A 12554-nucleotide genomic window follows, 5' to 3' on the forward strand; every position below is an offset into this window, starting at 1 on the left:
CTTTGCGGGCATCTGAGAGGATGGCGGACATCGAAACAGACTTGCGTCTCGCTACCTGAGACTGCAATATCATGCTATGGACAACACTAGCGGCGTCGGCGTTCTCGACAAGGCCGCTCTGGTGCTCAGCGCACTGGAGTCGGGCCCCGCCACACTGGCGGGGCTGGTCGCCGCCACCGGTCTGGCGCGCCCCACCGCCCACAGACTCGCCGTCGCACTCGAACACCACCGCCTGGTCACCCGCGACATGCAGGGCCGCTTCATCCTCGGCCCCCGCCTGTCCGAACTCTCCGCCGCCGCCGGCGAGGACCGACTGCTCGCCACCGCGGGCCCCGTCCTCACCCACCTGCGCGACGTCACCGGGGAGAGCGCGCAGCTCTACCGCCGCCAGGGCGAGATGCGCATCTGCGTCGCCGCCGCCGAACGACTCTCCGGTCTGCGCGACACCGTCCCCGTCGGCAGCACCCTGCCGATGAAGGCCGGCTCCGCCGCCCAGGTCCTCCTCGCCTGGGAAGAGCCCGAGCGCCTCCACCGAGGCCTCCAGGGCGCCCGCTTCACCGCCACCGCGCTCAGCGGCGTCCGCCGCCGCGGCTGGGCCCAGTCCATCGGGGAGCGCGAGCCGGGCGTCGCGTCCGTCTCCGCCCCCGTCCGCGGGCCGTCCAACCGCGTGGTGGCCGCCGTCTCCGTCTCCGGCCCCATCGAGCGGCTCACCCGCCACCCGGGTCGCCTGCATGCCCAGGCCATCATCGAGGCCGCCAACCGGCTCACCGAGGCCCTCCGCCGCAGCTGACCGCCGGGCAGCGCGGTCGGAACGCACGAACGGAACGGGCCGCGCCCGAGGAAAGGATCTCCTCGGGCGCGGCCCGTTCCGTCGTCCGGTCCCCCGCCTACGGTTCGACGCCCTACGGTTCGAGGCGGTGCGGGCCCCGGAAGAGGAACGTCGCCTCGCGGATCGACGGCAGGCCGAGCGCCAGCATCAGCAGCCGGCCGAGCCCCAGACCGAGCCCGCCGTGCGGCGGGGTGCCGTAGCGGAAGCAGTCGAGGTACCCGGAGAGCGGGCCGGTGTCCATGCCCTTCTCCCGGGCCTGGGCGACGAGGCGGTCGTACCGGTGCTCGCGCTGGGCGCCGGTGGTGATCTCCACGCCCTTCCACAGCAGGTCGAAGGACTCGGTGACGGTCGGGTCGTCCTCCGGCCGCAGGTGGTAGAACGGCCGCACGGCGGCCGGGAAGCGGGTGACGAAGACGAACTCGTGCCCGGTCTCCTCGGCGATCAGGCCGCACAGCGCCCGCTCGCCCTCGGGGTCGAGGTCCTCCTTGACGCCCTCCGGGTCCCAGCCGGTGGCGCGGAGCCGGGCCAGCGCGTCGGCCATCGTGATCCGGGGGAACGGCAGTTCCGGGACGACGACCCGGGTGCCGAAGTGCTCGGCGATCGCCGCGCCGTGGCGCTCGGCCACCGCGGTCAGGACGCGGTGCAGCATCCGCTCCTCGAAGGCCATCACGTCCTCGACCCCGTCGACCCAGGCGATCTCGACGTCGACCCCGGTGAACTCGGTGGCGTGCCGGGAGGTGAAGGACGGCTCGGCGCGGAACACCGGCCCGATCTCGAAGACCCGGTCGATGCCGCCCGCGATGGCCATCTGCTTGTAGAACTGCGGGGACTGGGCGAGGTAGGCGGTCCGGCCGAAGTAGCCGACCTCGAACACCTCGGCGCCCGACTCGGAGGCCGTCCCCATGAGCTTCGGCGTGTGCAGCTCGGTGAAGCCCTCCTCGGCCGCCACCTCCCGCATCGCCCGCTCGACGGTCGTCTGGACGTCGAAGACCAGCTGCTGGGAGGGCCGCCGGATGTCGAGGAACCGCCAGTCCAGGCGCTGGTCGATCCCGGTCTTCTCGTCGATCGGCAGCTTCGGCTCGGCCGGGGAGACGACCTCCACGCGGGTCGGGACGATCTCCAGACCACCGAGCTTGACCTGCGGGTTGGCGACCACCCGGCCGGTGATCTTCACGGCGGACTCGACCGTCACGCCCTCGAAAGCGGCCTCGATGACGTCGTCCTCCCCACCCCGGAGGTGGGTGACCTGCACGAGACCGGTGTGGTCCCGGACCAGGACGAACTGGATGCGCCGCTGGAGTCGGAGCGTGTTCACCCACCCGTAGACGGTGACCGTCTCCTCCAGGTGCGCGGGCAGCTCGGCGACAAGGGTGCGCGTCATGACAGGGAACTCCCCGGGTTTGCGGGCGCGTTGGTCGCGCCACGTCGACGGGCGGTAAACGGCCGCCCTGGGCGCGTTCACCGTAGAGGATCAAGCCCGTGGGAGTCGCGGGGTTTTCCCTCGTGTCCGGGCGGACGGCGGACAGGGGTCGGCGGCCCCTGCGCGGTGCGAGGGGCCGCCGGAACGGTGCGGTCACCGTCGGCCGACCGCCTCGTACGGGGAGGAGGCGGTGGCCGTCGCGGTGGGGATCGTCAGTGCAGCTGCGACTGCCAGTCGGCGGGGACCCGGCCGGCCGGGCCCGGGGTGGGCTGGGTGACCGGGTGGGCGGTGGGCGGTGCCAGCGGCGGGCCCTCGTAGTACTCGCCGGTGTCCAGGTTCCAGAACCACTCCTCGCCGGGCTCGAAGCTGACCAGGAACGGGTGGCCGGCCTGGCGCGCGTGCTTCGTCGCGTGCTGGGCGGGGGAGGAGTCGCAGCAGCCGATGTGGCCGCAGGCCGCGCAGCGGCGCAGGTGGAACCACCATCCGCCGCCGGCCAGGCACTCCGCGCAGCCGTCGCCGCTGGGCACCGCGGCGGGGTCGATTCCCGGGATCGGCTCGCCGGTCATAGCTGCCTCCTCGGCTGGGCGGTCCGTCCCCACCAGCCTGGCCCGGCCGTGGCGGCGCTGCCAGTCCGGGGCACCTGACCGTCCGCGGCACTTGACCGTCCGGGGCACCTGACCGTCCGGGCGCCGCAACCTTTCGGCCCGCTCACGGCATCAACCTGGTAGGGGGCGGGCCACGGGAGGGGCGCCGCAGACGGGGCGGACCAGGGCGGCCGGGGGCGGGGCGGGGCGGACCGAGTCGGAGGCCGGCCGCCGAATTCCCCCGAATTCATTCGGTACGTATGCGATTCACCCCCCGGGAATCGACCCCGGAGCCTGTTGCAGAGCCGTGACAGCCGCAGGCGAAAAACCGTTCGACCGGAGACTTCCAAGGGTTAGCATTCCGGAATGGAATCGAACCTCCCCCCGATATGGAGTTCCTCCGAGAACGCGGACCTCCAGCCGTCCCGCAAGGCCCCGCTCCGGCTGGCCCGCCTCGGTGCGACCTTCCTGGGGGTGAGCGTCGTGTCCGGTGTGCTGCTGGCAGGCCTCGTCCTACCCGTCGCCGGCGGCATCGGGCTGACGGCCAAGAGCACGGCGGAGGGGTTCGAGGACGTCCCGTCCGACTTCAAGACCCCGCCGCTCACCCAGGCGACCCAGATCTTCGACGCCAAGGGCGGCCTGATCGCCAAGGTCTACGAGCGCGACCGCACCGTCATCACCGCCGAGCAGATGTCGCCGTTCATGCGCCAGGCCCAGGTCGACATCGAGGACGCCCGCTTCTACGAGCACGGCGCCGTCGACCTCAAGGGCGTCCTCCGCGCGATCAGCAAGAACGCCGAGAGCGGCACCGCCTCCCAGGGCGCCTCCACGCTGACCCAGCAGTACGTCAAGAACGTCAACGTCGAGCAGGCGGGCGACGACCGGGACGCCGTCCTGGAGGCCCAGCGCAAGACCCTGGGCCGCAAGATCCAGGAGCTCAAGGTCGCGATCAAGCTGGAGGAGGAGGTGCCGAAGGAGCAGATCCTCACCAACTACCTCAACATCACGTACTACGGGAACGGCGCCTACGGGGTGGAGGCCGCCTCCCAGCGCTACTTCAGCAAGAGCAACAAGGACCTCACCGTCGCCGAGGCGGCGACGCTCGCCGGGCTGGTGCAGAACCCGTCCCAGTACGACCCGAAGCTGCACCCGCAGGCCGCGCAGAACCGCCGCGACACCGTCATCGACAAGATGCTGGAGAACAAGCACATCACCGCCGAGCAGGCGAAGGAGGCGAAGGCCGCCCCGCTCGGCCTGAACTACAAGGCGCCGCAGAACGGCTGCATCACCGCCCAGGCCGGCATGGGCTTCTTCTGCGACTACGTGCGCCACGTGGTCAAGCAGGACCCGGCCTTCGGCCAGAGCTCCGACGAGCGCAAGAAGTTCTGGAACCAGGGCGGCCTGAACATCTACACCACGCTGGACCCGGAGAAGCAGGCCGCCGCCCAGAACGCGGTGAGCAGCAACGTCCGGGTCACGGACAGCGTCTCCGCCGCCGCCTCCATGGTCGAACCCGGCACCGGCAAGATCCTCGCCATGGCCCAGACCCGCCCGTACGGCCTGGACACCAACCAGAACCAGACCGTCGTCAACCTCAACGTCGACGCGGCGATGGGCGGCGGCAACGGCTTCCAGCCCGGCTCCACCTTCAAGCCGGTCGTCGCGGCCGCGGCCCTGGAGGCGGGCCTGCCGGCGACCCAGGAGTACTCGTCCCCGAACAAGCTCGAGTACCCGACGATGAAGACCTGCGAGGGCACCTGGAAGAACGAGGCCCGGCCCAGGACGGTGGTGCCCAACGAGTCCGCGAGTGAGAAGGGCCCGTACCAGCTGAAGATGGCGATGGCCCTCTCGGTCAACACCTACTTCATCCAGATGGAGCAGGAGATCGGCCTCTGCGCGGTCAAGCAGATGGCCAACAAGCTCGGCATCACCACCAAGGCCAGCGGCAAGCCCCTGGAGGAGGTCCCCGCGATGGCCCTGGGCGTCGAGGAGATGAGCCCGCTGACCATGGCCAACGTCTACGCGACCTTCGCCGCCCAGGGCACCCACTGCGCCCCGGTCGCCATCAACCGGATCACCACCGTGGAGGGCAAGGACGTCCCCGTCCCGTCCTCCCAGTGCGAGAAGGCGTTCTCCGACTCGACGGCACGGGCGCTGAACACCGTCCTGAACGGCGTCACCGAGAACAACGGCACCGGCGCGGCGCTCAGCCTGGACGACAACCGCCAGATCGCCGGCAAGACCGGCACCTCGGACCGCAAGCGGGCCGCCTGGTTCAACGGCTACACCCCGCAACTCGCCACCGCCGTCTGGATCGGCGGCCCCCAGGGCGGCGTCGAGATGCGCAACATCACCATCAACGGGAAGTACCGGGCCGAGGTGTTCGGCGCCGACGGCCCCGGCCCGATCTGGCGGGACGCCATGAACCAGGCCCTGCGCGGCACCCCCAAGCAGTCCCTGCCGATGGCCGACATCCCCGACCCGGCCCCCCGGACCGACCCGAACAAGACCCCGTCCGGCACCGGCACCGGCGCCCCCGGGGGCCAGGCGACCGCCCCGGCGGGCCCGGCGACCAACCCCGAGAACGACCAGCAGCCCTGACTCCGCGTTCCCCGCGCGTCGCCCCGCACGTCGCCCCGTCGAGCACCGGCTCGGCGGGGCGACGTCGTTCTCTCCCCCTATGCGGCGCCGGAAATTGAGCGGTGTGACCTTCTTGTCATGGCTATGGTGGCCCGATGGCATCGATCAAGCAGTTCCAGGTCACCTTCGACTGCGCGGAGCCCGAGCGCGTCGGCCGCTTCTGGTGCGAGGCCCTGGGGTACGTCCCGCCGTCCACGCCGGAGGGGTTCGACACCTGGGACGACTACCAGCGCTCGCTGCCGCCCGAGAAGCGGGGCTCGTGGTTCGCCGCCAGTGACCCCACCGGTGCGGGCCCGCGCATGTACTTCCAGCGCGTCCCCGAGGGCAAGGTCGTCAAGAACCGGGTGCACCTCGACGTACGGGCCGGCACCGGCCTGGTCGGCGCGGAGCGCGTCGCGGCCCTGGAGGCCGAGTGCGCCCGACTGGTCGCCCTCGGCGCGACCCGCGTCCAGCTGCTGGTCGCCGACGAGGAGAACGAGTCGTGCCTCTCGATGCAGGACGTCGAGGGCAACGAGTTCTGCCTCGACTGAGCACCGCCCGGATTCCACAACTCCCTTCGCAGGAAGTCGACATGGCCGACTCCTGTGCGCTTAGAGCGCCCAGCGGGTCACACCGCCGTCCGGTGCCGAGTAGCTCACGAACTGCCCCTCCGGCCCGGCCTCGACCGTGAACCACTCACGGCGGGGGCGGTTCTGGCCCAGCCAGCTCCGGTGGGCGGCTTCGACCGCTCGCCAGAGGTCGCGGGGGCCGCTGCGGGCGACGGTGCCGCCGTGCGCGTGGGCGGTCGAGCCGTCCGCGACGTCGCGAAGGACGTGACCGTCCCGGACGACGGTGGGACCGAGGTGGAGGTCGGCCCAGAACGCGAACCCCGGGTCGTCCAGGACGCGAGCGCCGATCTCCGTCGTCCGGCTGTCCGCCTGCGGCTCCGGCACCCCCGGGGCCGCGTCCCTCCCGCCGCGCAACGGCATGAAGGCCGCCGGACGATGCAGAAAACGCCCGACCGCGCGCCCGTCCGGCACCTTGGTGAGCCTGGCCACCGCACCGCCCAGCGGGGCGACGACGAGGCCACCCGGCGCGCACTGGTCGAGCCACGCCCGGGGCACGCGACGGACACCGCAGGTCGCGATGATCCGGTCGTACGGAGCCCCCGGCGGGTACCCGTCCGCTCCGTCCGCCTGGACCACGACGGGCGCGAAGCCAGCCTCGCCCAACCGGGCACGGGCGGTCGCCACCAGGTGCTCGGTGCGGTCGACGGTCGTGACGTGGGCCGCCCCCGCGAGGTGGCAGAGCAGAGCGGCGTTGTAGCCCGTCCCCGTCCCGACCTCCAACACCCGGTCCCCGGGGCGGACATCCAGCGCATCCAGCATGTCGGCCATCAGGCTCGGCAGCGTGGAGGAGGAGGTCGCCACCCCGCGGACGCCGTCCGGCCCGGCATCCTCCGCGTGCACGCCGCCCACCTCGGTGACCAGCACCCGGTCCGCGTACACCTCCCGCAGCCACCCCTCACCGGCCGGCCAGGGGCGGTGCACACCCCCTTCCTCCCGGTAGAACACCGGAACGAACGGGTGCCGCGGCACATTGAGGAACGCCTCGACCACCCGCGAGGACAGCACCACGCTCACCCGCTCGATCTCCGAGGCCAACGCGACCCGCGCCCGCAGGAGTTGGTCTTCGCTGTGGAGGACAGTCGTCATGTCTGACGGACCCCTTCCAAGTAGTCGCAGATGGCAGCGGTGATGGGCAGGCCGGTCGCCTGCTCGATGAACCCGTACTGCCCGTTGGGATTCACCTCAAGGAACGTCCAGTCACCCGAGGGCGACACGACGAAGTCGAAAGCGCCGTAGGGCAGTTCCAGCCTGTCCAGCATGCGACGGACAGCACTCGCCACCGCTGCGGGAGGGTCGCAGGCCTGGTAGGTCAGGCTGTCGTAGTCGCTTCGCCAATCAACCTCCGCAGCTGCCGAGTTCGCGTGGATCTCGGCGGCGAACAGCCGCCCGTCCACGGCGGTGAGCCGCACTTCGTGGGCCTTGGGCACCCATTCCTGGAACAGGTGCGCCGTGGTGCGGATCGACGGATCACCGGTGTCGGCCGTGCTCAGCACGCTCGCGTACACGGCGACCGACTGACCTCCGACCGTCCCGCGGATCGGCGTGAAGGGCTTGTAGACCACCGGAGCCCCGATGCCGTCCGCGAACTCCCGTGCGGCTTCCGGTCTGTTGGTGATCAACGTGCGCGGGACCCGAAGCCCCGACTCGGCCGCCACCCGGAGCTGGAACGGCTTGTACTCGGCATCGGCCGCGCGGCCCGGCGGCGGCAGCCACCGGCAGGGCAGCGCGGACAGCAGGCCGCCGAACCCTCGCCGCGCCTCGGCGGAGGCCACGCTGCGGGCCTCCGCCGACATCTCGGCGGGGAACTCCGGTGCGGTCGGGCGACGGTAGTAGACCGACCGCACGGCCGAGAGGTCGAGTGTCCGCCGTCCGGTCGCCAACGTCCCGGCCCAGCCGGACGCCCCGTCGAGGCCGGCCGCCAGGGCCAGCCTCGACGGGAACCACGCCGTGTCCGCCCGGAAGACGGGAGTTCCGCGCCGGTTCAGTTCCTCGATCACGAGGTCGGCGGTGGGATCGAAGGTCCCCGTCAGCACGAGGACGGCATCGGCGGTCGGCATCTCAGTCGTTGCTGCTTCCCGGGTCGTCCGGCGCGTCCATCTGCCCGGACGGCTGCGTCGGGCCGTAGGTCTTGGGCGGGGTGCTGGTCATGTAGACGCCGGGCGGGAGGCCCTCGTAGGTGCAGGTCTGCGTCTCGTCGTCGTAGCCGATGTCGGCGGGCAGGATCCCCCCGGCCCCGGTGACCGGGACGAGGAACCGGAAGGCGAACGGGCTCCCGGGCCCGCCCTCGCCGTCCAGCCCGGGCATCGGCGTCGCACCGGCGACGCCCATCGGCAGTCGGGACTCGGCGCGGTCGAAGACCGGCACGCCTCCCGGCCGGCTCAGAACGGTGGTGGACATGTGTGTACCTCCGCGTCGTCGCACTCATCGAGCAGTGGGCGCACGTCGGGTTCCCAAGCATTCTGGAATCCCTGCGGCTCCCATCATCGGACGAGCACAAATGTAGGGGCCAAACGCGGGTGGCCGGCAAGGATTTCCTGTTCGGTCAAAAATAGCCCGAACCACGAAACAGGCGATCCGTGTATGACTATTGACGATACCGATCTCCCCACTCGGCCAGCCGATCCCGGGCATCGCCGCCCCAGAGTGCACACCCTTCGAAGGATCGAAACTCCTTCAGATAATCCTCTACATCCTGCGACTCGCGGAACGCAAGCATTCCTGTCACAACTTCCACAGTGACCAGCGCCGAATCATAGATGGTGAACACGTTCAGCGGCCCCCGTGGCATGTGCCCTGCCATCGGGATGACACCGAGCCGAACATTCGGCAAGCGGGATACCGAAACCAGGTGGTCAAGTTGCATCGCCATGGCCCCTACCGGCAACAGCGGCCAGAGACAAGCCTGCTCGGTCAAGAGGAAGGTGAAGTGCTTGGTGGTGTCGTGAAGAACAGCCTGTCGCCCCAACTTCGCGGCAATGACCTTCGAATGGTCACCGGGAAGCGAAGCAAGACTGGCTTCGATGTACTCCGGCACCGCAAGCAGCCCAGTGACCATGGTCGGCAGGAAATACCGAAACTCGCTCGTGCCTCGCTCAAGTGCCGCCAACTCGTCTTGCTTCTCGTTCGCGCCTAGCTGGCGTTGACTTCTTGAACCCTGCCATTCCACGCTCACGATACACTCACCCCTGGCTTTTCCCCTCACTCAAATACTCGTCTCGAATGGTTTCGATCATCCGGCGCATCTCGTCACCGACCATGGCCGCAGCCGCGAATCCATCGAACTTGCGGACGTACAAATCGACATCCCGCGGATCGGTGACCGTCACCTCGGCGTGCACGGTCTCGACCGTCACCATGCGGTCGTCCCGGATGACGAAGGAGTGCGCCGGCACATCGGTCTGCGCTGCGGCCAGCGGAACGATCCGGACGTCGACATGGGAGAGTCGAGAAGCGGAGAGGATGCGGTCCAACTGCCCGGCCATCATCGCGGGCGGCACCAGACGCCAACGGAGGACCGGCTCGGTGATGACGAACCGCATGGTCTTCGTGGCGTCGTAGAGGGACTGTTGTCTGACAAGCCTCGCAGCGACCGCCCGCGCGAGCTGGTCCTCGCCGAGTTCCTTCCTCCCGAAGACCGCACGCACGTATTCCGGGGTCTGTAGGAGTCCGGGAACGAGAGAAGGCTGGAACACACGGAGAAGCCTCGTGGAGTCGTCCAGTGCCTTGATCTGCTCCTGCTTGCGGTGGTACCCGAGGCGCCGTACCAGACGCCAGGCGGTCGCCTCCGTGGCCTGTGCCCGCGCGGCAGCCATGTACTCGGACTTGACCTCGTCAGACACGCCTATGGCGGTGAGGATGCGGTCCACATCCACGACAGTGGGCGGCACCTTGCCGGTCTCGATCTTGCTCAGCTTGCTCGGAGACATGACGGCGCTGCGGGCCACGGCCTTGGCCTCCTTGCCGGAGGCCTGCCGCAGTTCCCGCAGCGCCGGTCCAAGCCGCGTTCTGTTCACCCGCTGTGCTCGGCCCACCATTCGGAGAACGGGACCGCTTGCGCCATCACGGTGTCCCGGTACACCTTGAACTCATCGACCCGGCCGCCTGTGCGGAAGTCGACACCGAGGTACTTGCCGTCGTCGTAGCTCATCGAGGCGGCAGTCTCGTCGTCGAAGAGCCAGAAATCCGGGGCTTCCGGGACGGGGTTCTGCCGGTCGGTGATGTCGAGGATGAAGAACTCCTCACCCACCGTCATGTTGCGGTGGTATCCCCACGCGAGTTCGAAGCGGAGGTAGTCCGTGAGCGGCCGCGAAAGGATGTGCACCCGGTACAGGCGCTTGCCTGCCTGGGTGGCCCGGGCCACTGTCTTGACCCACCCGGCGTTCTTGTAGTCGTCCGGCTGTTCCTCGCCGGCGAGGAAGGCCCGGTAGGCGTCGACTCCGCCGGACCGGCTGTAGTCGTCGAGCGTTTCGAGTCGGAACGCCTCGCGCTCGAACGCCGAGAACCAATCCCCGAGAGTCCTAGATGAGGTTGTCACGGACGGCCTTTCGAATGAGTTCGACGGGAACCTCGACCAGCATCTCGTGTGCCGGGATCTGGAGACCGTGTCCGGTCACGAGCTCGCCCTGGACGGCGAGGGTGCCCCGATCCGTCAGGTACAACGTCGGGCACTCGCCTTCGTCGCAGGAACCTACAAGCCGTGTCAGCTTCACCGTTGCCTCCTTGCTCGTCGGGTCTCCGAACGATGCTCTCGGGGTTTCGCCGGCCGGGGCAAGGCGCTTGTGTTGCCGGTACTGGAAACTGGACCGCTCTCGAACATGTGCCGCAAAGCATGGGCGAGTTGTCGGCCGGCGGCTCCTTGCGGGGAGCGAGGAGCCGCCGGGTAGGGCTACCGGCGCAGGAAGTCGGAACGGCCGACTTCCTGCGCCGAGTCGGGGTGGGGGTGGGGGTTCAGTCGGCGGTGGGGAAGGCGGCGCGCAGGGCGGGGGTGCGGGTGAGGATGGCGACGGCGAGGAGGGCGAGGGCGGAGAGGCCCTGGAGGACGGCGTACCAGGGCGGGCAGAGGCCGGGGATGAGGTCCACGGCGATGATGGCGATCGGCATCACGGTGGAGAGGGTGCGGACGCGGTCGAAGGCCTTGGCGGAACCGTCGGCGGCGCGGGTGGCCAGCCGGTGGAGGTACGGGGCGACGGCGAGGAAGATGACGCCGCGGATCCACATGAACGGGGTCGTCGGGTGGCCGATGGACGCCATCACGGCGACCGTGCCGAGGACGATGGCACCAGCTAGGCCGAAGAGCGTGATGCACTTCTTCACCGTGGTGAAGGTGGACTGGTGGGCCGTGGGCGCCATGGTTCTTTCCCCTCCGTGTCGTTGTGGGAACGACGCTACGGAGCGGACGCGCGGCCGAGTATGGGTCCAGCCCCACAAGGGGGTGGGCCCAGCCCCACTTATGAAGCGGGCAGTGGACCCGGGTTGGTGATGACGCCGGTCCAGCAGCCGTCTTGGTCGGCCTCCTGCCAGGTGACCCCGAGTGTGCGGTGGGTGAGCTCCTCGGCCTTCCGGTGCATGGCCGTCTGCGCGATCACGGGCTCGCAGGAGGGCGCGGGTTCGTCGAGTCCCCCGTCGGCGATGCCGCCCGGTCCGGTGAAGTAGACGGCGTACCGCCATCGGTCCGGGGTCCGGTACAGGACGAGCATCGCCGGAGTGCCAAGTCTTCGCCAGTACGGCTCCCGCTTTCCCATGCCGGAACCGTAGCGGCACCGGCAGGAGGGGCCGCCAGGGCGGAGGCGGTGCGCAGGAAGTCGGGCCGGCCGACTTCCTACGCAGGGTCTTATCGGGTTCTTGCCGGGAACCGGCAGGGGACCGGGCGGGATCTTGCGGGGTCCGGGCGGCGCGGGGCGGGGCTGATCTGAATAGTGTGATCGTCAGTGGACGTGAGCGAACGTCCGTGATGTGGGGGGTGGGGGCATGACTCCACTGGGCTTGAGCGTAGCCACCTGGTGGTGGATCGTCGCGCTGACGACGGTGCTGTTCTGGGCGATGGCGATACCGCCGCAGGTGACCCGGCAGTACCGGATCATGGTGGCCCTGGCGCCGCTGGTCGGAGCGCTCTTCCTGGTCGGGCGCTCCCACATGAACGGGACGACCTCGGCCGGCGCGCTGTCGATGTACGCGCTGGCGATGCTGTCGCTGACGCTGGGAACGGCCGGGCACCTCGGGAGGATGGCGCGCCTGCAACTGGCGGCCGACGAGGCGGGCGACAGGGACGAAGTGCCGCTCACCTGGGGCTTCATGGTGCAGTTCTTCCTGTGCGTGACCGCGGGCTTCGTGGTGTATTTCGTGATCCAGCCGTAGGCACGGAAGAGGGACGGACCGCACCCCGGCCTGGATCGGGGGTCATCCGGTCCGGGACGCCGAACTGGTCGACGGCGGAGTGGAGTTCGCGGTGGCAGGGTCGGGCCCCGACCACTTCT

At 69.8% G+C, this 12554-nt stretch carries 15 protein-coding genes; 4 read left to right on the plus strand and 11 right to left on the minus strand.

Annotated features, from left to right (window positions below):
- Positions 1–76: 76 nt before the first annotated feature.
- On the plus strand, positions 77–790 hold the full coding sequence (locus ACLWS4_RS32815; protein ID WP_030246527.1) for an IclR family transcriptional regulator: 714 nt from the start codon (positions 77–79) through the stop codon (positions 788–790).
- A 112-nt stretch (positions 791–902) separates the two neighbouring features.
- Here the strand turns inward: ACLWS4_RS32815 and aspS are convergent, their stop codons facing one another.
- Together aspS and ACLWS4_RS32825 are read right to left on the minus strand one after the other, a co-directional pair.
- Positions 903–2210, minus strand: coding sequence for an aspartate--tRNA(Asn) ligase (gene aspS, locus ACLWS4_RS32820; RefSeq protein ID WP_380782366.1), 1308 nt, complete (start codon positions 2208–2210; stop codon positions 903–905).
- A gap of 251 nt (positions 2211–2461) precedes the next feature.
- A complete protein-coding gene (locus tag ACLWS4_RS32825) occupies positions 2462–2815 on the minus strand; it encodes a UBP-type zinc finger domain-containing protein (protein WP_117488836.1) in 354 nt (117 codons plus the stop codon).
- Between the two features lie 384 nt (positions 2816–3199).
- On the opposite strand from ACLWS4_RS32825, the gene ACLWS4_RS32830 reads away from it, so the two are divergent.
- Complete coding sequence (locus ACLWS4_RS32830) at positions 3200–5434, plus strand: transglycosylase domain-containing protein (RefSeq protein WP_416876041.1); 2235 nt, start codon at positions 3200–3202, stop codon at positions 5432–5434.
- 134 nt (positions 5435–5568) lie between these two features.
- Positions 5569–6003 carry a VOC family protein gene (locus ACLWS4_RS32835; RefSeq protein WP_074001997.1) on the plus strand — a complete coding sequence of 145 codons (435 nt, stop codon included), beginning with the start codon at positions 5569–5571 and terminating at the stop codon, positions 6001–6003.
- A gap of 60 nt (positions 6004–6063) precedes the next feature.
- Here the strand turns inward: ACLWS4_RS32835 and ACLWS4_RS32840 are convergent, their stop codons facing one another.
- The 9 genes from ACLWS4_RS32840 to ACLWS4_RS32880 form a co-directional block, all read right to left on the minus strand.
- Complete coding sequence (locus ACLWS4_RS32840; protein WP_416876042.1) at positions 6064–7167, minus strand: methyltransferase domain-containing protein; 1104 nt, start codon at positions 7165–7167, stop codon at positions 6064–6066.
- Positions 7164–8138 carry an ATP-grasp ribosomal peptide maturase gene (gene tgmB / locus ACLWS4_RS32845; RefSeq protein ID WP_416876043.1) on the minus strand — a complete coding sequence of 325 codons (975 nt, stop codon included), beginning with the start codon at positions 8136–8138 and terminating at the stop codon, positions 7164–7166. Before tgmB ends, ACLWS4_RS32840 begins: the two co-directional genes overlap by 4 nt.
- Position 8139: 1 nt before the next feature.
- Positions 8140–8478: a hypothetical protein gene (locus tag ACLWS4_RS32850; protein WP_234348348.1), complete on the minus strand. Its 339-nt coding sequence runs from the start codon at positions 8476–8478 to the stop codon at positions 8140–8142.
- 187 nt (positions 8479–8665) lie between these two features.
- A complete protein-coding gene (locus ACLWS4_RS32855; protein ID WP_380782744.1) occupies positions 8666–9253 on the minus strand; it encodes a Scr1 family TA system antitoxin-like transcriptional regulator in 588 nt (195 codons plus the stop codon).
- Positions 9254–9260: 7 nt separating this feature from the next.
- A complete protein-coding gene (locus tag ACLWS4_RS32860) occupies positions 9261–10094 on the minus strand; it encodes a helix-turn-helix domain-containing protein (protein ID WP_049651253.1) in 834 nt (277 codons plus the stop codon).
- A complete protein-coding gene (locus ACLWS4_RS32865) occupies positions 10091–10615 on the minus strand; it encodes a DUF6879 family protein (RefSeq protein WP_049651252.1) in 525 nt (174 codons plus the stop codon). The genes ACLWS4_RS32860 and ACLWS4_RS32865 overlap by 4 nt, the downstream gene beginning before the upstream one ends.
- Positions 10599–10790, minus strand: a complete 192-nt coding sequence (locus tag ACLWS4_RS32870) for a hypothetical protein (RefSeq protein WP_049651251.1) — start codon at positions 10788–10790, stop codon at positions 10599–10601. The genes ACLWS4_RS32865 and ACLWS4_RS32870 overlap by 17 nt, the downstream gene beginning before the upstream one ends.
- A gap of 238 nt (positions 10791–11028) precedes the next feature.
- The gene (locus ACLWS4_RS32875) at positions 11029–11430 is read right to left on the minus strand and encodes a hypothetical protein (protein WP_380781642.1); all 402 of its coding nucleotides are present in this window, start codon (positions 11428–11430) and stop codon (positions 11029–11031) included.
- A gap of 98 nt (positions 11431–11528) precedes the next feature.
- The gene (locus tag ACLWS4_RS32880) at positions 11529–11822 is read right to left on the minus strand and encodes a hypothetical protein (protein ID WP_416876044.1); all 294 of its coding nucleotides are present in this window, start codon (positions 11820–11822) and stop codon (positions 11529–11531) included.
- A gap of 241 nt (positions 11823–12063) precedes the next feature.
- Between ACLWS4_RS32880 and ACLWS4_RS32885 the strand changes: the two genes are divergently transcribed.
- Positions 12064–12435: a hypothetical protein gene (locus ACLWS4_RS32885; protein ID WP_416876045.1), complete on the plus strand. Its 372-nt coding sequence runs from the start codon at positions 12064–12066 to the stop codon at positions 12433–12435.
- Positions 12436–12554 lie beyond the last annotated feature (119 nt).

Source organism: Kitasatospora sp. SC0581 (assembly GCF_048159585.1).
In the GTDB taxonomy this organism is placed as follows: Bacteria; Actinomycetota; Actinomycetes; order Streptomycetales; family Streptomycetaceae; genus Kitasatospora.

Coding starts and splice junctions, on each gene's coding strand:
- ACLWS4_RS32830 (WP_416876041.1), top strand. CDS start 3,200: ATGGAATCGAACCTCCCCCCGATATGGAGTTCCTCCGAGAACGCGGAC.
- aspS (WP_380782366.1), bottom strand. CDS start 2,210: ATGACGCGCACCCTTGTCGCCGAGCTGCCCGCGCACCTGGAGGAGACG.
- ACLWS4_RS32850 (WP_234348348.1), bottom strand. CDS start 8,478: ATGTCCACCACCGTTCTGAGCCGGCCGGGAGGCGTGCCGGTCTTCGAC.
- ACLWS4_RS32840 (WP_416876042.1), bottom strand. CDS start 7,167: ATGACGACTGTCCTCCACAGCGAAGACCAACTCCTGCGGGCGCGGGTC.
- ACLWS4_RS32880 (WP_416876044.1), bottom strand. CDS start 11,822: ATGGGAAAGCGGGAGCCGTACTGGCGAAGACTTGGCACTCCGGCGATG.
- ACLWS4_RS32815 (WP_030246527.1), top strand. CDS start 77: ATGGACAACACTAGCGGCGTCGGCGTTCTCGACAAGGCCGCTCTGGTG.
- ACLWS4_RS32835 (WP_074001997.1), top strand. CDS start 5,569: ATGGCATCGATCAAGCAGTTCCAGGTCACCTTCGACTGCGCGGAGCCC.
- tgmB (WP_416876043.1), bottom strand. CDS start 8,138: ATGCCGACCGCCGATGCCGTCCTCGTGCTGACGGGGACCTTCGATCCC.
- ACLWS4_RS32825 (WP_117488836.1), bottom strand. CDS start 2,815: ATGACCGGCGAGCCGATCCCGGGAATCGACCCCGCCGCGGTGCCCAGC.
- ACLWS4_RS32875 (WP_380781642.1), bottom strand. CDS start 11,430: ATGGCGCCCACGGCCCACCAGTCCACCTTCACCACGGTGAAGAAGTGC.